The sequence below is a fragment of the Pseudomonas sp. B3(2017) genome, from assembly GCF_002113595.1.
Classification (GTDB): domain Bacteria; phylum Pseudomonadota; class Gammaproteobacteria; order Pseudomonadales; family Pseudomonadaceae; genus Aquipseudomonas; species Aquipseudomonas ekonensis.
The window spans coordinates 344,425-366,883 of record NZ_NEIU01000001.1 but is presented as its reverse complement, the minus strand read 5'-3'; the positions used below and the strand labels follow the sequence as shown (position 1 = coordinate 366,883).

20 protein-coding genes, 4 tRNA genes and 1 riboswitch are annotated in these 22,459 nt (G+C 63.1%); of the genes, 6 read left to right on the top strand and 18 right to left on the bottom strand.

Annotated features, from left to right (window positions below):
• Positions 1-52: 52 nt before the first annotated feature.
• The 3 genes from CAG33_RS01590 to CAG33_RS01580 form a co-directional block, all read right to left on the bottom strand.
• Positions 53-1,294: a glutamine synthetase family protein gene (locus CAG33_RS01590; protein WP_170929937.1), complete on the bottom strand. Its 1,242-nt coding sequence runs from the start codon at positions 1,292-1,294 to the stop codon at positions 53-55.
• 231 nt (positions 1,295-1,525) lie between these two features.
• Entirely contained in the window at positions 1,526-2,218 is a 693-nt protein-coding gene (locus tag CAG33_RS01585; RefSeq protein WP_085636671.1) for a sensor histidine kinase KdpD, read from the bottom strand.
• Positions 2,215-3,819: a tetratricopeptide repeat-containing response regulator gene (locus CAG33_RS01580; RefSeq protein WP_085636669.1), complete on the bottom strand. Its 1,605-nt coding sequence runs from the start codon at positions 3,817-3,819 to the stop codon at positions 2,215-2,217. Before CAG33_RS01580 ends, CAG33_RS01585 begins: the two co-directional genes overlap by 4 nt.
• A 221-nt stretch (positions 3,820-4,040) precedes the next feature.
• Between CAG33_RS01580 and CAG33_RS01575 the strand changes: the two genes are divergently transcribed.
• Positions 4,041-5,426 (top strand): lysozyme inhibitor LprI family protein, encoded by a 1,386-nt coding sequence (locus CAG33_RS01575; RefSeq protein ID WP_085636782.1) that lies wholly within the window; start codon positions 4,041-4,043, stop codon positions 5,424-5,426.
• Positions 5,427-5,488: 62 nt separating this feature from the next.
• Here CAG33_RS01575 and CAG33_RS01570 read toward each other — a convergent pair.
• Positions 5,489-5,565 (bottom strand) — tRNA-Arg (locus tag CAG33_RS01570).
• A 280-nt stretch (positions 5,566-5,845) separates the two neighbouring features.
• Between CAG33_RS01570 and CAG33_RS01565 the strand changes: the two genes are divergently transcribed.
• Complete coding sequence (locus CAG33_RS01565; protein ID WP_085629621.1) at positions 5,846-6,076, top strand: hypothetical protein; 231 nt, start codon at positions 5,846-5,848, stop codon at positions 6,074-6,076.
• A gap of 19 nt (positions 6,077-6,095) precedes the next feature.
• Positions 6,096-6,275 (top strand): PA3371 family protein, encoded by a 180-nt coding sequence (locus CAG33_RS01560; RefSeq protein WP_085578220.1) that lies wholly within the window; start codon positions 6,096-6,098, stop codon positions 6,273-6,275.
• On the opposite strand, the gene phnN is transcribed toward CAG33_RS01560, so the two are convergent.
• Positions 6,250-6,822, bottom strand: a complete 573-nt coding sequence (phnN, locus tag CAG33_RS01555; protein ID WP_085578221.1) for a phosphonate metabolism protein/1,5-bisphosphokinase (PRPP-forming) PhnN — start codon at positions 6,820-6,822, stop codon at positions 6,250-6,252. The two genes, CAG33_RS01560 and phnN, sit on opposite strands and share 26 nt — an antisense overlap.
• Before the next feature lie 388 nt (positions 6,823-7,210).
• Between phnN and CAG33_RS01545 the strand changes: the two genes are divergently transcribed.
• The gene (locus tag CAG33_RS01545; protein ID WP_003178899.1) at positions 7,211-7,537 is read left to right on the top strand and encodes an Arc family DNA-binding protein; all 327 of its coding nucleotides are present in this window, start codon (positions 7,211-7,213) and stop codon (positions 7,535-7,537) included.
• A gap of 117 nt (positions 7,538-7,654) precedes the next feature.
• Here CAG33_RS01545 and mgtE read toward each other — a convergent pair whose 3' ends face one another.
• A complete protein-coding gene (gene mgtE, locus CAG33_RS01540; protein WP_085578223.1) occupies positions 7,655-9,097 on the bottom strand; it encodes a magnesium transporter in 1,443 nt (480 codons plus the stop codon).
• Between the two features lie 321 nt (positions 9,098-9,418).
• Here mgtE and CAG33_RS01535 point away from each other — a divergent pair, with 321 nt between their 5' ends.
• Positions 9,419-9,937, top strand: coding sequence for a DUF4124 domain-containing protein (locus CAG33_RS01535; RefSeq protein WP_085578224.1), 519 nt, complete (start codon positions 9,419-9,421; stop codon positions 9,935-9,937).
• A gap of 19 nt (positions 9,938-9,956) precedes the next feature.
• Here CAG33_RS01535 and CAG33_RS01530 read toward each other — a convergent pair.
• The 7 genes from CAG33_RS01530 to ltaE all read right to left on the bottom strand — a co-directional run bounded on the left by CAG33_RS01530 (position 9,957) and on the right by ltaE (position 15,925).
• Positions 9,957-10,033, bottom strand: a tRNA-Arg gene (locus CAG33_RS01530).
• 72 nt (positions 10,034-10,105) lie between these two features.
• Positions 10,106-10,182 (bottom strand) — tRNA-Arg (locus CAG33_RS01525).
• A gap of 107 nt (positions 10,183-10,289) precedes the next feature.
• Positions 10,290-10,380: transfer RNA gene (locus tag CAG33_RS01520), tRNA-Ser, on the bottom strand.
• Between the two features lie 62 nt (positions 10,381-10,442).
• The gene (csrA, locus tag CAG33_RS01515) at positions 10,443-10,631 is read right to left on the bottom strand and encodes a carbon storage regulator CsrA (protein WP_010226667.1); all 189 of its coding nucleotides are present in this window, start codon (positions 10,629-10,631) and stop codon (positions 10,443-10,445) included.
• A gap of 186 nt (positions 10,632-10,817) precedes the next feature.
• A complete protein-coding gene (locus tag CAG33_RS01510) occupies positions 10,818-12,059 on the bottom strand; it encodes an aspartate kinase (RefSeq protein ID WP_085578225.1) in 1,242 nt (413 codons plus the stop codon).
• A 90-nt stretch (positions 12,060-12,149) separates the two neighbouring features.
• Positions 12,150-14,774 carry an alanine--tRNA ligase gene (alaS, locus tag CAG33_RS01505; protein ID WP_085636667.1) on the bottom strand — a complete coding sequence of 875 codons (2,625 nt, stop codon included), beginning with the start codon at positions 14,772-14,774 and terminating at the stop codon, positions 12,150-12,152.
• A 146-nt stretch (positions 14,775-14,920) separates the two neighbouring features.
• Positions 14,921-15,925 carry a low-specificity L-threonine aldolase gene (gene ltaE / locus CAG33_RS01500; RefSeq protein WP_085578227.1) on the bottom strand — a complete coding sequence of 335 codons (1,005 nt, stop codon included), beginning with the start codon at positions 15,923-15,925 and terminating at the stop codon, positions 14,921-14,923.
• A 196-nt stretch (positions 15,926-16,121) separates the two neighbouring features.
• A riboswitch (FMN riboswitch) is annotated at positions 16,122-16,293 on the top strand.
• 96 nt (positions 16,294-16,389) lie between these two features.
• Here ltaE and CAG33_RS01495 point away from each other — a divergent pair.
• The gene (locus CAG33_RS01495) at positions 16,390-16,899 is read left to right on the top strand and encodes a 6,7-dimethyl-8-ribityllumazine synthase (protein WP_085636665.1); all 510 of its coding nucleotides are present in this window, start codon (positions 16,390-16,392) and stop codon (positions 16,897-16,899) included.
• A 158-nt stretch (positions 16,900-17,057) separates the two neighbouring features.
• On the opposite strand, the gene astE is transcribed toward CAG33_RS01495, so the two are convergent.
• From astE to astA, 5 genes are all read right to left on the bottom strand, one after another.
• Complete coding sequence (astE, locus tag CAG33_RS01490) at positions 17,058-18,068, bottom strand: succinylglutamate desuccinylase (protein ID WP_085578229.1); 1,011 nt, start codon at positions 18,066-18,068, stop codon at positions 17,058-17,060.
• Positions 18,069-18,080: 12 nt separating this feature from the next.
• On the bottom strand, positions 18,081-18,368 hold the full coding sequence (locus CAG33_RS01485) for a topoisomerase II (protein ID WP_085578230.1): 288 nt from the start codon (positions 18,366-18,368) through the stop codon (positions 18,081-18,083).
• 57 nt (positions 18,369-18,425) lie between these two features.
• A complete protein-coding gene (gene astB / locus CAG33_RS01480) occupies positions 18,426-19,772 on the bottom strand; it encodes an N-succinylarginine dihydrolase (protein ID WP_085578231.1) in 1,347 nt (448 codons plus the stop codon).
• Positions 19,773-19,937: 165 nt separating this feature from the next.
• On the bottom strand, positions 19,938-21,404 hold the full coding sequence (astD, locus tag CAG33_RS01475) for a succinylglutamate-semialdehyde dehydrogenase (RefSeq protein ID WP_085578232.1): 1,467 nt from the start codon (positions 21,402-21,404) through the stop codon (positions 19,938-19,940).
• Positions 21,401-22,429, bottom strand: coding sequence for an arginine N-succinyltransferase (gene astA / locus CAG33_RS01470; protein ID WP_085578233.1), 1,029 nt, complete (start codon positions 22,427-22,429; stop codon positions 21,401-21,403). Before astA ends, astD begins: the two co-directional genes overlap by 4 nt.
• Between the last annotated feature and the right edge of the window lie 30 nt (positions 22,430-22,459).

Here is a 22,459-nt window from a genome sequence, read left to right as displayed (position 1 = left end):
CCTTGCGGTAAGTGTCGGGCTATCCGAACGATAGCCCGACGGCGGCGGTTCGTCAGGCCTGGGCAGCTAGAACGCGCCGTTCCCAGGGAGTGATTTCATCGAGGAAACTGGTCAACTCCATGCTCTTCGAAGCGATGTAGCCTTCGATGAACTCCTTGCCGAACAGTTCCCGGGCCAATTGGCTACGCTTCAGACGCTCCAGCGCCGCGTGCAAGGTACACGGCAGCGAAAGATTGTCCGGCACCTCGAACTCGCCCTGGATCGGCGCGGTCGGCTCAAGCTCATGCTCGATGCCGTGCAGGCCGGCGGCCAGGCTGGCGGCGATCGCCAGGTACGGGTTGGCGTCGGCGCCCGGCAAGCGGTTCTCGACCCGGCGGGCCGCCGGCGAGCTGGCGGGAATGCGCAGGCCCGCCGCACGGTTGTCATGGGACCAGCAGGCGTTGTTCGGCGACGCATAGGGATGGCACAGGCGCTGGTACGAATTGACGTTCGGCGCGAACAGCGCGGTGAAGTCGGCCAGGCCCGCCTGCTGCCCGCCGATGAAGTGGCGGAACATCGCGGTCGGCTGCCCGGCCTCGTCGCTGAACACGTTCTTGCCGCTGCCGGTTTCGACGATGCTCTGGTGAATGTGCATCGAACTGCCCGGCGTGTGCGCCAGCGGCTTGGCCATGCACACCACGGTCAGGCCGTGCTTGAGCGCGACTTCCTTGAGCAGGTGCTTGAACAGGAACGTCTGGTCGGCCAGGAGCAGCGGATCGCCGTGCAGCAAGTTGATCTCGAACTGGCTGACGCCCATCTCGTGCATGAAGGTGTCGCGCGGCAGGCCCAGGGCCGCCATGCATTTATAGACGTCGCTGAAGAACGGCCGCAGGCCGTTGTTGGAACTGACGCTGAACGCCGAATGGCCGTCCTCCCGGCGCCCGTCCAGGCCCAGCGGCGGCTGGAACGGCTGGGTCGGATCAGTGTTCGGCGCAAAGACAAAGAACTCAAGCTCGGTCGCCACCACCGGCGCCAGGCCGCGGGCCGCGTAACGGGCGATGACCGCCTTCAGCTGGCCGCGGGTGGAGAGGCTGGAGCTTTCGCCGGTCAGCTCGTCGGCGTCGCAGATCGCCAGCGCCCGGGGCTGTTCGCTCCACGGCAGGCGATGGATCTGCGCAGGGTCGGCCACCAGCGCCAGGTCGCCGTCGTCGCTGCCGTAGAACCGCGCCGGCGGATAGCCGCCCATGATGCACTGCAGCAGCACCCCCCGGGCCAACTGCAGACGCCGCCCTTCGAGGAAGCCCTCGGCGGTCATCACCTTGCCCCGTGGCACGCCGTTCAAATCCGGCGTGACACATTCAATCTCATCAATGCCCGTCAATCGCTGCGCGAGTGAACGCTGGCCATCGGTTGTCATGACGCAATCCTTGTTATTGTGCGAGCCGCGAACGGCGACCCGTACAAAATAGGCTTCGGCTGTTCGGAATATCAAGCAGTCGCCAACAAAAAGCCGAACAACCCGCAGAACACCTGAAAAGCCGGGGCTTCACGGCAAATAGAGACTGAACACCCCGCCGCCCAACGGGCCGCCGTTGCGGATCTCGGTACGCCCCTCGACACCGTTGCGCTGATGCAGCGCGGCGATGCGCCCGGCGAAGTACAGCCCCAGCCCGGTGCTGCCGCTGCTGTGGTTGATGCCTTGTACATATTCGGCCTGGCGCTCAAGCATCTCGGCCGGGTAGCCTTCGCCGTCGTCGTTGACGCTCAGCACCAGTTGCCCGGCTTCGTCGCTGACGGTGATCAGCAGCGACTCCCGGGCATAACGGATTGCGTTGTTGATGATGTTGCCCAGCACCGAGGCGACCAGCTCGCGGTCGAAGAAGCCCAGCGGGCTCAGGGGATCGACCTCGTACGTGACCACGATCCCGCGACTGGCGAACACCTCCTGGTGCGCGGCCAGTTGCGCTTCGATGAAGTCGTCCAGTTCGTGGTAGGCCGGCTGCAGGGGCATCTGGTTGACGCCCAGCTTGTACAGCGCCAGCAGCTGCACCAGCATGCCGTTGAGGTGCGCGAACTCGAAGTCGATCACCCCCTGCTCCGGCCCCTGGCGCTGCGCCTCGGGCAGCCGCGCCAGCCATTGGCTGTGGGCCTGGGTCAGCATCGCCAGCGAGTTCTTCATGTCGTGCACGGTGGATGCGATCACCGTGGAGAAATCCAGTGCCTGCTCATCTCGGTTCATTCGCCAAACGCCTTGCTTTTCAGCTTCTGGTAGCGCGGGTAACGCGCGTCGGTGTCGGGCATCAGGCCAACCGTTTTCAGGCAGGCCCGACATTCTTCCAGCTCCGCCGACGGCACTTTGGTGTCGGTGCCGTGCAGCAGCGACTGCGCCATGTTCAGCGCGATGCTGATGTTCTTCGGTTGCATCTTCAGCGCCCGGCGGAACACCTCGCGGGCTTCGGCCAGGTTGCCGGTCTTGTACACCCGCACGCCCTGACGGTTGAGTTCGGCGGCGGCGTTGCTGGAACTGAGGATAGCCGGGTCGTCGGTCAGCTTGGCGATGTCTTTCATCACCGTCGGATCGTCGCCGTAGATTTCCGCGCAGCTCTTGAGCATCGAGGTGCCCGCCTCGGTCTGGCCGAGCATCTGCAACTGCTTGGCCACCAGCAGCGCCGCTTCCGGGCTCATGAACTGCTCCATGCCGTCCAGGCGCAGCAACGCCTGCTCGGTGAGCTTCTCGGCGGTTTCGGCATCGTTGAGCAACAGGCTGGTGGCCTTCATCAGGCGCGCACGGATCTGCAGGCCCGGATCGGACGGGTTTTCCTTGGCCACCAGGCTGAGGGTGGTGTTGATCTCCAGCCGGGTGCGGGTGTCCAGCCCCTTCTCGCTGCCCTTGCTGATCAGCGCATGGGCCAGGCCGAGATTGCTTTCCGGATCCTTGAAGCGCGACTGCGCGCCCTGGTGCACGGCCTGGCGGTAGGCGCGGGAGGCGGTGTCGAAATCTTCGTTGGCCATCGCCAGCTTGCCCAGCAGCGCCTGCCGGCGCACCGCCAGCGGCGACAGGCGGATCGCTTCTTCGAGCACTTTCTGCGCGCCCTTGCTGTCGCCCTCGGCCACCAGCACCTCGGCCATGCCGTCGTACAGCGCCGGCATCATCGGGAACATTTTCAGGGCCTTTTCATAGACGCCCTTGGCCTGGGCGATCTGGCCGCGCTTGAACAGCAACTGGCCCAGCCCGGCGAACGCCCACGGCAACGGACGGTCGGCCAGGATGCTGTCGTACAGGCGTTCCAGCGCTTCGTTCTGGTTCATGTCGCGCAGGGCATCAGCGCGGTAGCGCAGGCACAGCGGCGAATAGCGGATGTCCTGCTTGCACAGGGCGATGCAGGCGTTGAGCACCTCGACCGGCTTGCCGCGGTCCAGGGCCTGCAGAATCGGCTTGAGCAGGGTCTTGCGCTGCTCCAGGCGCTCCAGGCGCTGGGCCAGGCCGATGCGGTTGAACGGCTTGGTCAGGTAGGCATCGGGCTCGTGCTCCAGGGCACTGAGCACCATCGCCTGACTGGTCTCGGCGGTGACCATCACGAACACCGCCTCGTGGCTGATCAGCTTTTCCATCATCAGGTCTTCCAGCACCTGCTGACCGTTCTTCTTGCCGTCCCCCAGGTGGAAGTCCTGGAGGATGAAATCGTAGGACTTCTGCGAACACATCTTCAGCGCCTGCTCGCCGCTGTCGGCGGTGTCCACGTCCTTGACCCCGAGCTCGCGCAGCATAGAACGCACGGAACTGCGGTAATCCGAAAAATCATCGACGATCAGAAAACTCTTTTGGTGATACGACGACATCGAGGATTTCCAGGCAATTGAAGAGGACGGATCGAGGCTTTGCGCAGGCGCGCAGATGATAACGGCAGGCCAAATGCTATCAAGCGATTTCGCGCGATTCCGCCGTCACCCCAAGGGTTATCGGCCGGATCAACGGTTCTCTTGAAGCCGGGCTTCAAGATTCCTTGCGGCGGGATTACCCTTCGCGGCTGTTCTTTTCATCCAACCGCAAGGGATTGATCGTGTTCATCAAAGGAAGCTGTGTTGTATCGGCGTGTGCGTTGTTGTTCGCCCAGGCCGCTTGGGCGAGCGGCATGGATTGCGAGAAGGCGCAAAGTGTCGTGGAACACGCCATTTGCGCGGACAAGCCGCTGTATGGACTGGATGCGGAGATGGGCTCGACCTACCGCAAACTGATCAAAGCCGCCCCGCAGGCGCAGGCCGAACTGAAGTCGAGCCAGCGCCAATGGCTGAAGACCCGTGACGGGTGCGCCGACAACATCGCTTGCCTGCACCAGCAGTACCAGGATCGCTTGCAGACATTGAACGCGCAGTGGATCGAGGCCGTCGCCTACAAGCCCGACGACGTCGACCGGGAGGTCATGGAGGATCTGCACCAACGCATTCTCAAGAAGATCGAGGACAACCCGGAGTTTGCGCTGGAAGGGGCACTGGGCACGCTCTCGGCCAAAAGAGACGAAACCTCGTTCTCCGGCGATCCGAGCGAAGACGACGCCTACGATCAAACGACCTTCCCCAAGGCCCGGCCCGAAGGGGTCTCGCCGGATGAATGGAAAGCCCTGAACGCCTCCGGCCTTGATGCGGATGCGGAGCAAGGCCGGGCCACTTACACCTTGATTGACCTGGACGGCGATGGCCAACGGGATCTGTTCGTCTCCACCTATTCCGGCGGAACCGGCCTGGTCAACATCTATGAAACGTTCCATCGCGACGGAGCGCGGTTCACACGACGAAAGGCCCCTTACGATCCTGAAGCGATCAATGACCGCTACTCGTTATCGACCAGTGATCGCGGCGCCAACCAATCGGTTGGCTGGATCGAATCTCACGGAAGGATGTACCTCACCTACTTCAACGGCTCCTACGGCACCGACCGGCTCTATCTGCTCAACCCGCTGAAAATCAACAGCCAGATCCCCACCGTGACGGTTCGTTACGAGTACCGACTGACCGTACCCGCCACCCAGTACGCCGAAGACAACAACGCCAGCTACACGCTGGAACCGGGCCTGCAAACGGCGCTCACCGAAGCCTTGACCGAATCGAACGCCGGCAACCCCCAACAGCTCAAGCAGGGCACGGCCCCCCTCTGCCCCATTCCGGCCTCCGGGCAAGGCGACGATGACTACTACAGCTACGGTGCGGGCTACTACGCCATCGAATCGGTCACGGACATGGCGGTGACCATCGGCAACGAGTGCTTCATCGCCAGGCTGAACAACTGGTTCGGCAGCTACAGCGAAAAGGATGGATTGCCTGCATTGCTCACACTGCGCAAACCCGGGGCTGGGGGTCAGGAGCGGAGTTATTCGGTCAACGGCCGGCGCCGAGCTACCGAGGTCAGCGCCACGATCGGCAAGGCTGAAGAAGGGATCGGGCTCTTTTGAGGGCCGGCGGAACACCATGAAAAAGCCCCGCCAGATCGCTCTGCACGGGGCTTTCGAAAGGATGGTGTCCCAGGGCAGGTTCGAACTGCCAACCTTCCCCTTAGGAGGGGGATGCTCTATCCAATTGAGCTACTGGGACACGCGGTTGCCGTTGTGACGGACGGCGTGCATGTTAACGGCCATGCCCCTGTTTGTCATGTCATCCGTAGGGCTTTTTGAGCGTAGGCAGGCACCCTGCAATGTCGCGGGAGCTTTCGTCGTGCATTTTGCATCCCATTAAAAGGCCACCCTTGCGAAATGCACGTCAACCCCTGCGAAAGACCCTTTCAAATGCTTGTTTTTAAAGGACTTCACAGCGGTTAGACTATTGGCACGCCGGCTGCTTCGCTTGTTCCCAAAGAACAAACGGAGATCAGCCCATGAACAGCGCCCTCTTGCTCGCCAATGCGATCGCCCTCGCGGTTCTGGTGGGGTTTCATTTTGCGCCACGGGAAGACGCCTCGGTGGCCCAACGCCTGCCGCACTACCTGATGGTGCAGAAAGCGCCGCAATGGGCGGTGCTGAGCGACCGCCAAGTCTTCGCGCCGCAGGAGGTCAACGAGCCTGGGCACGCATTGCCGGCGCAATCGACCGAGCGCCTGGCGTTCTAACTTTTTTCAGGAGGACTGCATGTCCAGATCGGCCTTGGGATTGTTGATCCTCGCCCTGCTCAGCGGCATCGCTCACCTTTCGCTCTTCGAAGAGACGGAGATTTCCCTGCCGTTGATCGGCTGCGGCGCATTCGCCGTCCTGTTCGTGCTGGCGCTGGTGGCCGGCCGCAAGATCAAGTTCGACCCGGTGCTGCGCTGAGCTTCACCCACGCCAGCAAGCGGGCGACGGTGTCCGCCAAAGCCCCCGAATTGTCGAGCCGATGGATCGGCGCCTCGCCGACCGCATCGCCCGCCACGAACAACGCATTGCGCGCCAGCCGCGCATCGATCTGCGCCAGGGTTTCCCGCCCCCGCCTGAGCAAGCGCTCGCGCAGCACGTCATCCCGCACCGTCAACAGCACCGGCAACAGCGTCGGATAGCGCTCGAACGCCTCGGCCAGGTGTCCGCGCGAGCCGTTGACCAGCACATGCCGCCCGGACTGCAGCCATTGATCGATCTGCACCGGAATGCCGTAGCTAAGGCCGTTGGCCTGCCATGACAGCGCGAAATCGCCGGCGCTGCGGCGTCGCTCGAACTCCTGCGGCGTCACGCCGACCGCCTCTTCGCCCACCGACTCCGCCGACCGGGTGATCACCCGCCGCACCACTTCGCAGCCGAGCGCCCTGAGCGGTTCGCGCGCAGCGTCGATCAGGCTGTCCTTGCCCGAACCGGACGGCCCCATCAGGTAAATCAGCCTGCCGTCCATCCTGAAAATGCCCTCCGGCAACGGTTGCGCCCTAGAAAATCGGCCATTTGCCACTATCCTTTAAAAGGTAGGGAAGAAGGATCGAAGCCACATAGCATGCACGTTCTGGCGCCGTCGGGCACCCGTTCTCGTGCATCGGGATGCGGTCGGCGATGCGCACTGGGCGATCTTTTCAAACCAGTCCGCATTTCTGATAATTGGTGCTGGCATTACGCCTTTACCCAGATCAATATTTGTCACAGAATTGACGCCAAGGATCTGGCAATTTTGAGGCATGATGCGGGCCTCTTAACAATTCAGGTTGAACCATTTGGCGAGGGTGCTTGTCCTACCACTCATCCTGCGGCCAATTCCGAGAACCGCTCCCCTGAACTAACCGGTTAACTATATGCGCCCATTGAAACAGGCAATTTATTCCAGCCGCACGGCTGACAAGTTCGTCGTACGCCTGCCAGACGGAATGCGTGAACGCATCGCCGAGGTGGCTCGCAATCATCACCGCAGCATGAACTCAGAGATCATTGCCCGTCTTGAGCAGAGCCTCATTCAGGAAGGCGCACTGGGCGAAGAGTTGAGCATGCGCCTGGACAGCCCCGAGCTGTCGCTGCACGAACGCGAACTGCTGCAACGCTTCCGTCAGCTCTCCCACCGCCAGCAGAACGCCCTGGTGTCGCTGATCGCCCACGACGCCGAAATGGCCGCCGACGCGTCCTGAGCCGCACAGAACATCTCAAGCCAGCCTGCATGCTGGCTTTTTTTTGCCCGGCATTCGGCCAAGCGCTTTTTTGCAGGCAACAAAAAGCCCGCCGATGGGCGGGCTTTTCAGGTGCGGTCAGAGCAGGAAGATCGTCGCCAACCCCAGGAAGATGAAGAAACCGCCGCTGTCGGTCATCGCGGTGATCATCACGCTGGAGCCCATGGCCGGGTCACGCCCCATCTTCGCCAGCGTCATCGGGATCAGCACCCCCATCAACGCCGCCAGCAGCAGGTTCAGGGTCATGGCCGCCGTCATCACCACTCCGAGCGACCAGCTGTGGTACAGCAGGTAAGCGACCACACCGATCACGCCGCCCCAGATCAAACCGTTGATCAGGGCGACCGCCAGTTCCTTGCGCATCAGGCGCGAGGTGTTGCCGGTGCTGACCTGATCGAGCGCCATGGCCCGGACGATCATGGTGATGGTCTGGTTGCCTGAGTTGCCGCCGATGCCCGCCACGATCGGCATCAGCGCCGCGAGCGCCACCAACTTCTCGATCGAGCCTTCGAACAGGCCGATCACCCGCGAGGCGACGAACGCCGTGATCAGGTTGATCGCCAGCCAAGCCCAGCGGTTGCGCAAGGACTTCCAGACCGAAGCGAAGATGTCTTCCTCTTCGCGCAGACCCGCCATGTTGAGGACTTCGCTTTCGCTTTCCTCACGGATCAGGTCCACCATTTCGTCGATGGTCAGACGGCCGATCAGCTTGTCGTTCTTGTCCACCACCGGGGCAGAGACCAGGTCGTACCGTTCGAACGCCTGTGCTGCGTCGTAGGCGTCCTCGTCCGGGTGGAAACTCACCGGATCGCTGGCCATGACTTCGGCAACCTGCTTCTCAGGATCGTTGACCAGCAGACGCTTGATCGGCAGCACGCCCTTGAGCACGCCGTCGTAGTCGACCACGAACAGCTTGTCGGTATGGCCCGGCAGCTCCTTGAGACGACGCAGGTAACGCAGCACCACTTCCAGGCTGACATCCTCACGGATGGTCACCATCTCGAAGTCCATCAGCGCACCGACCTGCTCCTCGTCATAGGACAGGGCCGAACGCACACGCTCGCGCTGCTGGTTGTCGAGGGACTCCATCAGCTCGTGGACGACGTCCCGCGGCAACTCAGAGGCCAGGTCGGCGAGCTCGTCGGCGTCCAGCTCCTTGGCGGCGGCCAGGAGCTCGTGATCGTCCATGTCGGCGATCAGCGACTCACGGACGGAATCGGACACTTCAAGAAGGATGTCGCCGTCGCGGTCAGCCTTGACCAGTTGCCAGAGCGTCAGACGGTCGTCCAGCGGCAAGGCTTCGAGGATGTAGGCGACGTCGGCGGAGTGCAGGTCATCGAGCTTGCGCTGCAGCTCGACCAGGTTTTGCCGGTGAACCAGGTTCTCGACCCGGTCGTGATGAGCGCCTTCCTGGCGATGGGTCAGGTCTTCGACGACCTTCTGGCGCTGCAGCAGCTCAACGACCTGAGCCAGGCGATCCTGCAGGCTTTCCTGTGTTTTCTTTACTTCAACTTCAGACATAGGCGAACTCCACTCCCAGCAGCGGGGCACGCCGGAAGGATCAATCAGTCAATTCTTGATTGGTGAAACGGGCTACTGAACAACTACTGGGTAAGTCCATGGAGGTTTTCCATAAGCCCCGGCGGGGCTGACGGGCGCAATGATACACCGCCTGACGGTTTAAAACGTTAAAAAATCATGGCTGAAACAAGCGCTTGCGAGACAAAGCTCAGCGCCGCCCTGATCCATGGAACTGCGACGACTCATCCTGAAAAGAAAACACACCGGCAACGGCAAAAGCAGCGGCTACCCTTGGACATTGCCCGTCACGGAGGACGCCCGATGCCCTTGAAACCAACCCCGATCGTTTTGACCACCCTGCTCTGCCTGCCGCCCGCCGCCGGGGCGACCACCGTCCATCGCTGCGAGGCCGAAGACGGGCGCATCACCTTCACCACCTTGAGCTGCACAAATGGCGAACGCCTTTCACGACACGAAGTAAGCCCCTACGCACCGGGGTCGGTCGTACCCCTGCTGCCGGAAGCCCGTCATGAAGAAACCGCCGGTCACCCAGGCAAAAGGCGCGAGCCGGCCATCATCGGCCGCGCACAAGACCCCTGCGGCAACCTGATCGACGCCAGGCAGAGGCGTGAAGCGATCATCAACCGTAGAGTCATCACCGGCATGAACCCGCTGGATGTCGAGAGCGCCCTGGGCAAACCGGACAAGATCACCCAGCGCAACTCATCCATGACCTATCGCTACGACCTCAAACGGGGCCGCAGTGCGCAGGTGGATTTTGACGAGAAAGGATGCGTGACGGGAAAAGCCAAATCCCGGACAGCAAAAAGCCCGCGTTAAACGCGGGCTTTTTGGTGTATGGTGCACTCGACAGGATTCGAACCTGTGACCGCTCGGTTCGTAGCCGAGTACTCTATCCAGCTGAGCTACGAGTGCATTTTGTGTTTTTAGACCAGACCACAACTGGTTGAAGCCGAGTCGCCTATATCGCTATAAACAACTCTTAAATGGTGCACTCGACAGGATTCGAACCTGTGACCGCCCGGTTCGTAGCCGGGTACTCTATCCAGCTGAGCTACGAGTGCATTTGTTGCCGCGCATTATAGACCGTTGAATCTTTTTGTAAAGCACTTTTTCTAGTAATTTCAACAACTTACCGAAAAAGCCAGATTACAACGAACTACGAAAATAATGGCGGAGAACGGGGGATTCGAACCCCCGACACCCTTGTGAGGTGTACTCCCTTAGCAGGGGAGCGCCTTCGGCCACTCGGCCAGCTCTCCGCAACACGGGGCGTATATTAACCAGCTTCTTCCCCGTTTGCAAACATAAAAATCGATAAAAATTAATGGGTTGGTTCTTCGTCCTTCTCTTTCTTGATACGCAGGTAAATTTCCTCACGGTGCACGGCCACCTCTTTGGGGGCGTTGACGCCGATGCGCACTTGATTTCCTTTGACGCCGAGCACGGTCACGGTGATTTCGCCATCACCGATAATCAGGCTTTCTGCGCACCGACGAGTCAGAATCAGCATACCTTTCTCCTCACGCATTTCAGTTCAGGGACAACAGTCTGCAAAAAAAAGGCACCCGACCTACAACCGGAGCGATCGTAGCCCTACATGCCTGAGTATTGACCAGCGCAAGCAAAAGAACAGTTTCCCGTCTGCGCCATTCAAAAAATAAAGGGCGCGGTCAGACCGCGCCCTTCAGGTGACGCGTCACTCGCCCTGGCGGGCTGGAGCGTCCAGTTCGAAAGCCGTGTGCAGGGCGCGCACGGCCAGTTCCAGGTACTTCTCTTCGATCACCACGGACACCTTGATTTCCGAGGTCGAGATCATCTGGATGTTGATGCTTTCCTTGGCCAGGGATTCGAACATGCGGCTGGCAACGCCTGCGTGGGAACGCATGCCGACGCCGACGATCGAGACCTTGGCGATCTTGGTGTCGCCGACGACCTCACGGGCACCGATCTCGCGGGCGGTGTTTTCCAGCACAGTCTGCGCGGACTGGTAGTCGTTGCGGTGCACGGTGAAGGTGAAGTCGGTGGTGTTATCGTGCGCGACGTTCTGCACGATCATATCGACTTCGATGTTCGCGGCACTGATCGGGCCGAGAATCTTGAACGCCACGCCCGGGGTGTCTGGCACGCCACGGATGGTCAGCTTGGCTTCATCGCGGTTGAAGGCGATGCCGGAAATGATCGGCTGTTCCATGGTTTCCTCTTCATCAATGGTAATGAGGGTGCCCGGACCCTCCTTGAAGCTGTGCAGTACGCGCAGCGGGACGTTGTACTTGCCGGCGAACTCCACCGCACGGATCTGCAGCACCTTGGAGCCGAGGCTGGCCATTTCCAGCATCTCCTCGAAGGTGATCTTGTCCAGGCGCTGAGCCACGGACACCACACGCGGGTCAGTGGTGTAGACACCGTCGACGTCAGTGTAGATCTGGCATTCGTCAGCCTTGAGCGCGGCGGCCAGCGCCACGCCGGTGGTGTCGGAACCGCCACGGCCCAGGGTGGTGATGTTGCCGTGTTCGTCGACGCCCTGGAAACCGGCGACGACGACGACGCGGCCGGCCTTCAGGTCGCCGCGGATCTTCTGGTCGTCGATCTGCAGGATGCGCGCCTTGTTGTGCGCGCTGTCCGTCAGGATCCGCACCTGGTTGCCGGTGTACGACACCGCCGGCACACCGCGCTTGATCAGCGCCATGGCCAACAGGGCGATCGTGACCTGCTCACCGGTGGAGACGATCACGTCCAGTTCACGGGGAACCGGCTGGTCGTCGCCACTGATTTGCTTGGCCAGATCGATCAGACGGTTGGTTTCGCCGCTCATTGCAGACAGCACAACCACCAGGTCATCGCCGGCATCGCGGAATTTCTTAACCTTGTCGGCGACCTGCTCGATTCTCTCGACGCTGCCGACCGAGGTGCCTCCAAATTTCTGTACGATCAAAGCCATTTCAAAGCCGCCTCTGCCCATGAAGGGCGCCCAATAATCACTCGAACGGCCATCGGGCCCGCCACTAGACTGCGGGCCCGGCGGCGCGTCTTATAAACCCTGCTCGACGAACGGAACGGTCAGCGCCAATGCGCTGTCCAGTGCGCCGGCGTCTGTACCGCCGCCCTGCGCCATGTCCGGGCGACCGCCGCCCTTCCCGCCCACTGCCGCAGCAGCCTGTTTCATCAAATCACCGGCTTTGAGTTGGCCAGTCAGGTCCTTGGTCACGCCAGCGACCAGTACGACCTTTTCCTCATGGACACTGCCGAGCAGGATCACTGCGCGGCCGAGTTTGTTCTTCAGCTGATCGACCAGCGCCAGCAGCGCCTTGCCGTCCTGACCGTCCAGACGCGCAGCCAGCACCTTCACGCCCTTGACGTCCGCAGCCTGGGCCGACAGATCGTCGCCGGCGGCGCTGGCGGCCTTGGCCTGCAGCTGCTCGAGCTGCTTCTCCAGCAGGCGGTTGCGCTCCAGCACAGCCGACAGCTTGTCGATCAGGTTGTCGCGGCTGCCCTTGACCAGGCTGGCCGCTTCCTTGAGTTGCTCTTCGGCCGCGTTCAGGTAGGCCAGCGCCGCAGCGCCGGTCACCGCTTCGATGCGGCGCACGCCGGAGGCCACACCGCCTTCGCTGATGATCTTCAGCAGGCCGATGTCGCCGGTGCGGTTGGCATGGATGCCGCCGCACAGCTCAACGGAGAAGTCGCCGCCCATGCTCAGCACGCGCACGCTGTCGCCGTACTTCTCGCCGAACAGCGCCATTGCGCCTTTCTTCTTGGCGGTGTCGATGTCGGTCTCTTCGGTCTCCACCGCCGAGTTCTTGCGGATCTCGGCGTTGACGATGTCTTCCAGCGCCTTGAGCTGTTCAGGCTTGATCGCCTCGAAGTGGCTGAAGTCGAAACGCAGGCGCTGACTGTCCACCAGCGAGCCCTTCTGCTGGACGTGGTCGCCCAGCACCTTGCGCAATGCCGCGTGCAGCAGGTGGGTGGCCGAGTGGTTCAGCGAGGTGGCGTGGCGCACGTCGGCTTCGACGTGGGTCTCCACCGGTGCGCCGACGATCAGGCTGCCCGAGGCCAGCACGCCGTGGTGCAGGAACGCGCCGCCGGTCTTGGTGGTGTCGCGCACGTCGAAACGGCTGTTGCCGGCCTGAATGTAGCCGCAGTCGCCGACCTGGCCGCCGGACTCCGCATAGAACGGGGTCTGGTTCAGCACGATCACGCCTTCCTGCCCTTCACTCAAGACGTCCACGGACTGGCCGTCTTTATAGAGCGCGACGACTTTCGCCGAACCGCTGGTGGCGTGGTAACCGGTGAATTCGGTGTCGACGTCGACCTTGACCAGGCTGTTGTAGTCCAGGCCGAACGAGCTGGCGGAACGGGCGCGCTCACGCTGGGCTTCCATTTCGCGCTCGAAGCCGGTTTCGTCGATGGTCAGGCTGCGCTCGCGGGCGATGTCCGCGGTCAGGTCCATCGGGAACCCGTAGGTGTCGTAGAGCTTGAACACCACGTCGCCCGGCACGACTTCGCCCTTGAGCTCGGACAGGTCCTGCTCGAGGATCTTCAGGCCCTGCTCCAGGGTCTTGGCGAACTGCTCTTCCTCGGCCTTGAGCACGCGCTCGATGTGCGCCTGCTGGGACTTGAGCTCAGGGAAGGCTTCGCCCATCTCGACCACCAGCGCGGCGACGATCTGGTAGAAGAAGCTGCCCTTGGCGCCCAGCTTGTTGCCGTGGCGGCAGGCGCGACGGATGATCCGGCGCAGCACGTAGCCGCGGCCTTCGTTGGAAGGCAGCACGCCGTCGGCGACCAGGAAGCCGCAGGAACGGATGTGGTCGGCCACCACTTTCAGCGAAGCCTGGCCGTCGTTGGTGCAGCCGATGGCCTTGGCCGAAGCGGTCAGCAGGCTCTGGAACAGGTCGATCTCGTAGTTCGAGTGCACGTGCTGCAGCACGGCGCTGATCCGCTCAAGGCCCATGCCGGTGTCCACCGACGGTGCCGGCAGCGGATGCAGCACGCCGTCGGCGGTGCGGTTGAACTGCATGAACACGTTGTTCCAGATCTCGATGTAGCGGTCACCGTCCTCTTCCGGCGAGCCCGGCGGGCCGCCCCAGATGTCGGCGCCGTGGTCGTAGAAGATCTCGGTGCACGGACCGCACGGGCCGGTGTCGCCCATGGTCCAGAAGTTGTCGGAGGCGTACGGAGCGCCCTTGTTGTCGCCGATGCGCACCATGCGCTCGGCCGGCACGCCGACTTCCTTGGTCCAGATGTCGTAGGCTTCGTCGTCGGTGGCGTAGACGGTCACCCACAGCTTTTCCTTCGGCAGGTTCAGCCACTTGTCGGACGTCAGGAACGTCCAGGCGAAGGTGATGGCGTCGCGTTTGAAGTAGTCGCCGAAGCTGAAGTTGCCCAGCATTTCGAAGAAGGTGTGGTGACGGGCGGTGTAACCGACGTTTTCCAGGTCGTTGTGCTTGCCGCCGGCGCGCACGCATTTCTGGCTGCTGACGGCGCGGGTGTACGCGCGCTTTTCCTGGCCCAGGAAGCAGTCCTTGAACTGGTTCATGCCTGCGTTGGTGAACAGCAGGGTTGGGTCATTGCCCGGAATCAAAGAGCTGGAGGCTACACGGGTGTGGCCTTGCTCTTCGAAGAAGCGAAGGAAGGCTTCACGGATTTCTGCGCTTTTCATTAGGTTCTTCCACGGAGGCTGCGGCCAAAGGCCTGTGCAAAACGTCGACAGACGAAGCAACGGCAAAGGGCCGCATTATATCGGCCCTGCGCGCGGGGTACAGCGTGTTTATACGATAGAAGCAGTCAATTGGGCCGCCAACGCTGTCACTTGCGCGAAAACGCGACGAATGCCTCGACCACCTGCCCGATTTGCGAGCGATTGACGTCCATGTGCGTGACCATCCGCAGCCGGGCGGCGGCGCTCAGCCGGATCCCGCGCTCCGCCGCAAACGCCTTCAGGGCGTGGGCACGGTCGCCCATCTGCACGTAGACCATGTTGGTCTGCACCGGCTCGACGCTGAACCCTGCATTGCGCAGCCCTTCGGCCAGCAACTCGGCGTTGGCGTGGTCGTCCGCCAGGCGCTCGACGTTATGCTCCAGCGCGTACAGCCCCGCCGCCGCCAGCAGACCGGCCTGGCGCATGCCGCCGCCGACCATCTTGCGCAACCGGCGGGCCTTGCCGATCAGCTCGGCCGAGCCGCACAGCACCGAGCCGACCGGAGCGCCGAGGCCCTTGGACAGGCACACCGAGACCGAATCGAAATGCCGGGTGATCTGCCGGGCATCGACGCCCAGCTTGACCGCCGCGTTGTACAGGCGCGCGCCGTCCAGGTGCAGGGCCAGGCCGTGCTCCTGAGTGAAGCTTCGGGCCCGGGCCAGGTATTCCAGCGGCAGCACCTTGCCTTGCATGGTGTTTTCCAGGGCCAGCAGACGCGTGCGGGCGAAATGGAAGTCATCGGGCTTGATCGCGGCGGCCACCTGGTCCAGATCCAGCGAACCGTCGGCCTGCACCTCCAGCGGCTGCGGCTGGATCGAGCCGAGCACCGCCGCACCGCCGCCTTCGTACTTGTAGGTGTGCGCCTGCTGGCCGACGATGTATTCGTCGCCCCGCCCGCAATGGGCCATCAAGCCCAGCAGGTTGCTCATGGTGCCGGTCGGCACGAACAGCGCGGCGGCAAACCCCAGCCGTTCTGCCAATTCGGCTTCCAGACGGTTGACCGTCGGATCCTCGCCATATACATCGTCACCGGTGGCCGCGCGGGCCATCGCTTCAAGCATTGCGGGAGACGGTTGGGTGACGGTGTCGCTGCGAAGATCGATAACGCTCATGAACCTGGCCTCAAGTCAGCAGGGGAAATCCCTTTTCGTTTTGGAATTACTGCGGGCATGGCGCGGATTAATCAACCCTTGGGCAAGGAAAAGTCGCCGCGTGAAGCGAAAAATTCGATGGCAATCATCACAAAGGCGCAATGCATCGCCAAAGGAACTGTGTTAAAAACGCTGCGCCGCCGGACAAAGGGCGGCACAACGTTCTCAGGGCGGGGTGCAATTCCCCACCGGCGGTAATTGCGCGCAACGCGCATAGCCCGCGAGCGCTTGGCGGCAGGCACGGTTCAGGTCGTGTCCGACGGCAAGGTCAGCAGACCCGGTGTGATTCCGGGGCCGACGGTCACAGTCCGGATGAAGAGAGAACGGGATTGACGCCAAAGGGCCGTCTGCGTGCTTGCGCGCGCGTACCCTTGATCCCTTTCGATTCATATCGCCCTGTTTTTCACACAAACAGGAGTCAGAACATGCAACCCACCGCAATCGACAGCAAAGCCAAACACACCCAGGGCGAGCGCGTCGCGTTCATCCAGGCCTGCTGGCACAAGGAAATCGTCGACCAGAGCCGTAAAGGCTTCGTCAACGAAATGATCGCCCAGGGCTACCAGGAATCGGACATCGATTTCTTCGAGGTCGGCGGCGCGTTTGAAATGCCGCTGCACGCCAAGCTGCTGGCCAAGACCGGTCGTTATGCCGGTATCGTCGCGGCCGCCCTGGTGGTGGACGGCGGGATCTACCGTCACGAGTTCGTCGCCCAGTCGGTCGTCAGCGGCCTGATGCAGGTGCAGCTGGAAACCGAAGTGCCGGTGTTCTCGGTGTCCCTGACCCCGCACCACTTCCATGCCGGCGAAGAGCACCAGAAGTTCTTCTTCGAGCATTTCGTGCACAAGGGTCAGGAAGCGGCGAGAACCTGCGCCGACACGCTGCTGAAGATCCGTGCGCTGCGCCGCAGCGAGCCGCGTGCCGTAGCGGTCTAAGCGCCGAAACCTGTGGGAGCCCGCCTGCTCGCGAGGGCGGCGGGTCAGTCACCATCGATGTCGGATGGGCCGGCCGATTCGCTGGCAAGCCCGCTCTCACAGGGTCTGCGGTGCTTCCGGATTCAGTGAAGGAAGCCTGCAGGGTTCGTGCGGCGTGATCAGGCCAGTTGATCGTCCGTGGTCGGCACGATCAGGATGCCGGCGCGCAGGCCGTTCTTGACCTTGGGGTTGGGGAAGATGATCCGCGCGCCCTGCTCTTCGATGATCCAGCGGGTATTGGCCAGGTCTTCGGCCAGCACATACCCCATGTCCAATTCCGAAAAGTTCTCGATGTCCGCCGGCAGGTTCAGGCGGAAGGCGTCGCTGTGCTTGATGATTTCCCGGGCCACGCTGAACAGCTGCAGGCCGTCCAGGCCTTCTTGCGCCTGTTCGGGCTCGTTGCCTTCGATGATCTGCTTCAGGCGGTTTTCCAGCAGCGACACGTTGACCCCGGCGTTCTGCCCGAACGGCCGGGCCTTGCCCAGCTCGAGGGTGAAGGACTCGGCGCCGAGCTTGTCGTAGGTGTACGAGCTGAACACGATCGACGGCTTGTTCTGCAGCAGCACCGCTTCCATGCCCGCCGCCCGCAGACGGGCCAACTCGCGCCGGGAATGCTGGCGCCCTTCCTTCCACGGGTACAGGGCAAACTGCTCGATCTTCGAACCGCGGATCGCGGTGTGCAGGTCGTAGTGCAGGCGCTGACGGTCCGGCAGGTTGAAGAAACTCGCCGCAAGGCGCTCCAGCTCACAGGCACGCAAGGCTTCGCAGCCGCTGCTTTGTTCGTGACGGCCGTTGAACAGCCGGTTGACGTCCTGCTCGATGAAGCGCTCGCCCTTGCGGATCGCTTCCGGGTTGCCGAACAGGAACAGAATGCGTGCGCGCGGCTTCAGGTCGCCGCGGGCGATGTCATGCAACAGGCGGTCGAGCAATTCGATCGGCGCGGTCTCGTTGCCGTGGATCCCTGCAGACAGCAGCAGGTCCAGGCCATTGTCGCGCGCTTCGGGCGGCCGCACTTCCAGCGCGCCCTCGCTCAACCAGCGCATGCGCACGCCTTCGACAGTCAGTTGAGTCTTCTCCGCCGGTTCGCGGCCGGCGAGGGTCAGTTCAAGCAGTTTGCCGAGGGCGAGCATAGAGCGGTTTCCTTAGTGGTCGTGGTTGCAATCCGGGCCGTGCACATGTTCCTCGCCACCGAGGTCGGCCGGTTCCATTTCCAGTTGCAGACTTACCAGATTAGTCGCCAACGGGCGCAGCAGCAGGTTGGCGTACTCTTCGTCGTCTTCTTCGACGTCGACGCCGATCAGCAGTTGGCCGCGGCCGTCCTGCTGGATCCACAGCTCCTTGCCTTGCCACATGACCGCGACGCGGGTGCAGGAGGTTTGCAGTTGCGTGCCGTCGGTGTCTTCAAGGATCAGCTGCAGGGAATCACTCATGTTTACGCTCTCTTGGGAGATGAAGCCGTGCGCCGCGCGAAGGCGGCGCACCGGCCATCAATTGATCTGGAATGGATAAACCGCGCCCAGTTTAAGGATTTGCGTCAGTTCATCCAGTGCCGTCCGGCATTCAAGCAGCAATTGCGGATCCGCCAGATCGTTTTCGGTCAGGCGGTCGCGGTAGTGCTTTTCAACCCATGCGGTCAACGAACCGTACAACGGTGCCGTCATGATAACCCCTGGATTGACCGCCGCCAGTTCGGTTTCGTTGAGTGCGACACGCAGCCTCAGGCAAGCGGGGCCGCCGCCGTTCTGCATGCTTTGCTTCAGGTCGAAGACCTTGACCTCGCGAACCGGGCCGCCGGAGCCGGTCAGGCTTTGCAGGTAGTTCCAGACACGCTCGTTGCCGCGGCACTCTTCCGGCACGATCAGCAGCATCGAGCCGTCAGGGCGCGACAGCAACTGGCTGTTGAACAGGTAGGAGCGCACCGCGTCATCCACGGTGACCGCCGAACGCGGCACGCAGATCGACTGGAACTTGCCGCCGACCTTGGCGAGCTTGGTTTGCAGCTCGGCCAGCATCTGTTCGGTCTCCAGGAACGCGTCCTCGTGATAGAACAGCACCTCGCCGTTGCCCACCGCGATCACGTCATTGTGGAACACGCCCTGATCGATCACCGCCGGGTTCTGCTGGGCGTAGACCACGCCGTCGTCACGCAGGCCGTGCAGGCGGGCGACCGCCTGGGACGCTTCGAGGGTCTGGCGCGCCGGGTACTTCTGCGGCGCCGGATAACGGGTGTCGAACGCGCTGCGGCCGAACACGAAGAACTCGACGCCGGCCTCGCCGTACTCACGGCAGAAACGGGTGTGGTTGGCCGCGCCTTCGTCGCCGAACTGCGCCACCGCCGGCAACGCGGCGTGATGGGCGAAGTGCTGCTGATCGGCGAACATCGCCCCCAGCACGCGGCTGGTGGTCGGGTGTTCGATGCTGCGGTGGTACTTGCAGTTGAGGTTGGCGGCGGTGAAATGCACGCGGCCGTCGGCGGTGTCGGCGCTCGGGCTGACCGTGGCGGCGTTGGCCACCCACATGCTCGACGCCGAGCAGCTGGCGACCAGCAGCGGCATCGCTTCCTTGGCGGCGCGCTCGATCACCTGGGCATCGGTGCCGCCGAAGCCCAGACGGCGCAAGGCAGCCACGTCCGGACGCTCCTGCGGCGCCAGCACGCCCTGGACAAAGCCCATGTCCATCAGCGCCTTCATTTTCGCCAGACCCTGCAGCGCGGCTTCCTTCGGATTGGAGGACTGCTGACTGTTGCTTTGGGAGGCGACGTTGCCGTAGGACAGGCCACCGTAGTTGTGGGTCGGCCCCACTAGACCGTCAAAATTGACTTCACAGGATTTCATCAGCGAGGCTCCACGAGAATCTGTTGTTATAGGCTTGCGTAACGGTTCTTTGAGACTGCGGCGCGGCTTTCGCGGGCAAGCCCGCTCCCACAGGTCGGCAGGTGTTTGCACCTATGTGCCCTGCATCGATCCCGTGGGAGCCAGCCAGCCTGCCGGCGATGGGCATCACGCCATCTTCACGCCCGGCGTCAGGGCCGCCGGCAGCACCAGGTCCGGGGTTTCGAGCGAGGCCACCGGGTAGGCGCAGTAGTCCGCCGCGTAGTAGGCGCTGGCGCGGTGGTTGCCCGACGCGCCGACGCCGCCGAACGGTGCGCTGCTGGCGGCGCCGGTCAGTTGCTTGTTCCAGTTGACGATGCCGGCACGGCTTTGCAGCCAGAACTGCTGGTAACGCGCCTCGGAATCCGACAGCAGGCCGGCAGCCAGACCGTAGGCGGTGTCGTTGGCTTCGGCGATGGCCGCGTCGAAATCGGCGTAGCGGATCACTTGCAGCAGCGGGCCGAACAGTTCCTCGTCCGGACGCCCGGCCACAGCGGTCACATCCAGGATGCCCGGCGTCAGCAAGGCCGACTGCGCCTGCGGCTGGGTCATTTCCAACAGCGGCACCGCACCGTTGGCCAAAAGATGCGCCTGGGCATCCATCAGGGCCTTGGCCGCGCCCAGGGAAATCACCGAGCCCATGAACGGCGCCGGCTGGCGGTCGAACGCGCCGACCTCGATGGTCGACGTCACCGCCACCAGGCGCGCCAACAGGCTGTCGCCCCAGGCGCCTTGCGGCACCAGCAGACGGCGGGCGCAGGTGCAGCGCTGGCCGGCGGAAATGAACGCCGACTGAATGATCGTGTAGACCGCTGCGTCGAGATCGGCGACCTGATCCACCACCAACGGGTTGTTGCCGCCCATCTCCAGGGCGAGGATCTTGTCCGGGCGCCCGGCGAACTGCTGGTGCAGGTGATTGCCGGTGCGGCTGGAGCCGGTGAAGAACAGGCCGTCGATGCCTGGATTGGCCGCCAGGGCGATGCCGGTTTCGCGGGCGCCTTGCAGCAGGTTCAGCACACCGGCCGGCAGACCGGCCTCGATCCAGCACTTGACCGTGAGCTCGGCGACCTTCGGCGTCAGCTCGCTCGGCTTGAACAGCACGCTGTTGCCGGCCAGCAACGCCGGCACGATGTGCCCGTTCGGCAGGTGGCCAGGGAAGTTGTACGGACCGAACACCGCCACCACACCGTGGGGCTTGTGGCGCAGCACGGCGGTGGCGTCGCCCAGCGGGCCGCTCTTCTCACCGGTGCGTTCACGGTAGCTCTGCACCGAGATCGCGATCTTGTTGACCATGCTGGTGACTTCGGTCGCCGCTTCCCAGAGCGGCTTACCGGTTTCCTCGCCGATGGCGCGGGCCAGCTCGTCGCTGTGGCTCTTCAGAGTGGCGGCGAATGCTTCGAGCACGCCGATGCGCTCCTGCAGAGAACGCTTGGCCCAGGCCGGAAATGCCTGGCGCGCGGCGTGCACCGCCGAATCGACCTGGGCGGCGGTTGCGCCCTGGCCTGACCACAGCACTTGCTGGGTCACCGGGTTCAGCGACTCGAACGCATCCCCCTGGCCGGCCAGCCACTGACCTGCGATGTATAGCGAATTCATTGTTTCGACTCCCGGGCTGCGGACAACGGAACGGCGCGCACCTGATCGCCGGCATTGAGTTGAAGGCGTTTGGCGGTCAGCGGATCGACCACCAGGGTGCCGGCGGCCAGACGCGCCGGGGCTGCAGTGATCCGGCAGTCCTCGCGCTTGCGGTTATGGATGATGAACGGCGTGGCGTCGTCGCCCGGCGTGCCCACCGCCAACACCAGCGCCTGGCTGTCGCGCACCGCGCGGATCTTGCCGGTTTCGCACTCGATGGCGGGGCCGGCGTCGAAGATGTCGACGTAGCCCTGATAGCTGAAGCCTTCGCCCTTGAGCATCGCCAGCGCAGGCTCGGTGTCCGGGTGCACCTGGCCGATCACGGCACGTGCGTCTTCGGACAGGAAGCAGGTGTACAGCGGGAACTTGGGCATCAGCTCGGCGATGAACGCCTTGTTGCCGACGCCGGTCAGGTAATCGGCCTGGCTGAATTCCATCTTGAAGAAATGCCGGCCCAGGCTCTCCCAGAACGGCGAACGGCCCGCCTCGTCGGAGACGCCGCGCATCTCGGCGATGATCTTGTTGCCGAACAGCTGCGGAAACTCGGCGATGAACAGCATCCGCGCCTTGGACAGCATGCGGCCGTTGAGGCCGGTGCGGTAGTCGGCGTGCAGGAACAGCGAGCACAGCTCGGAGTTGCCGGTCAGGTCGTTGGCCAGGAACAGGGTCGGGATCTCGCGGTAGATGTTCAGCTCCTGGGAGGCGCTGACGGTCAGGCCGACCCGGAAGTTGTACCACGGCTCACGCAGGCCGACGGCGCCGGCGATGGCGGAGATCCCCACCACGCGGCCGTTGTCGTCTTCGAGCACGAACAGGTAGTCCGCATCGCCGCGGCCGGCTTCGCCGCGAAAGGTCTTCTCGGCCCAGCCGACCCGGTGGGTCAGGCGCTCTTCGTTGGCCGGCAAGGTGGTCAGGCCGGTGCCGGTGCTGCGGGCCAGGTCGATCAGAGCGGGTAAATCGCTGCTGCGTACGGGACGAACGATCATGCTATCTCCTCAAACGGGCCGCCAACGCCA

Coding starts and splice junctions, on each gene's coding strand:
- CAG33_RS01590 (WP_170929937.1), bottom strand. CDS start 1,294: ATGACCGCCGAGGGCTTCCTCGAAGGGCGGCGTCTGCAGTTGGCCCGG.
- CAG33_RS01585 (WP_085636671.1), bottom strand. CDS start 2,218: ATGAACCGAGATGAGCAGGCACTGGATTTCTCCACGGTGATCGCATCC.
- CAG33_RS01580 (WP_085636669.1), bottom strand. CDS start 3,819: ATGTCGTCGTATCACCAAAAGAGTTTTCTGATCGTCGATGATTTTTCG.
- CAG33_RS01565 (WP_085629621.1), top strand. CDS start 5,846: ATGAACAGCGCCCTCTTGCTCGCCAATGCGATCGCCCTCGCGGTTCTG.
- CAG33_RS01560 (WP_085578220.1), top strand. CDS start 6,096: ATGTCCAGATCGGCCTTGGGATTGTTGATCCTCGCCCTGCTCAGCGGC.
- phnN (WP_085578221.1), bottom strand. CDS start 6,822: ATGGACGGCAGGCTGATTTACCTGATGGGGCCGTCCGGTTCGGGCAAG.
- CAG33_RS01545 (WP_003178899.1), top strand. CDS start 7,211: ATGCGCCCATTGAAACAGGCAATTTATTCCAGCCGCACGGCTGACAAG.
- mgtE (WP_085578223.1), bottom strand. CDS start 9,097: ATGTCTGAAGTTGAAGTAAAGAAAACACAGGAAAGCCTGCAGGATCGC.
- CAG33_RS01535 (WP_085578224.1), top strand. CDS start 9,419: ATGCCCTTGAAACCAACCCCGATCGTTTTGACCACCCTGCTCTGCCTG.
- csrA (WP_010226667.1), bottom strand. CDS start 10,631: ATGCTGATTCTGACTCGTCGGTGCGCAGAAAGCCTGATTATCGGTGAT.
- CAG33_RS01510 (WP_085578225.1), bottom strand. CDS start 12,059: ATGGCTTTGATCGTACAGAAATTTGGAGGCACCTCGGTCGGCAGCGTC.
- alaS (WP_085636667.1), bottom strand. CDS start 14,774: ATGAAAAGCGCAGAAATCCGTGAAGCCTTCCTTCGCTTCTTCGAAGAG.
- ltaE (WP_085578227.1), bottom strand. CDS start 15,925: ATGAGCGTTATCGATCTTCGCAGCGACACCGTCACCCAACCGTCTCCC.
- CAG33_RS01495 (WP_085636665.1), top strand. CDS start 16,390: ATGCAACCCACCGCAATCGACAGCAAAGCCAAACACACCCAGGGCGAG.
- astE (WP_085578229.1), bottom strand. CDS start 18,068: ATGCTCGCCCTCGGCAAACTGCTTGAACTGACCCTCGCCGGCCGCGAA.
- CAG33_RS01485 (WP_085578230.1), bottom strand. CDS start 18,368: ATGAGTGATTCCCTGCAGCTGATCCTTGAAGACACCGACGGCACGCAA.
- astB (WP_085578231.1), bottom strand. CDS start 19,772: ATGAAATCCTGTGAAGTCAATTTTGACGGTCTAGTGGGGCCGACCCAC.
- astD (WP_085578232.1), bottom strand. CDS start 21,404: ATGAATTCGCTATACATCGCAGGTCAGTGGCTGGCCGGCCAGGGGGAT.
- astA (WP_085578233.1), bottom strand. CDS start 22,429: ATGATCGTTCGTCCCGTACGCAGCAGCGATTTACCCGCTCTGATCGAC.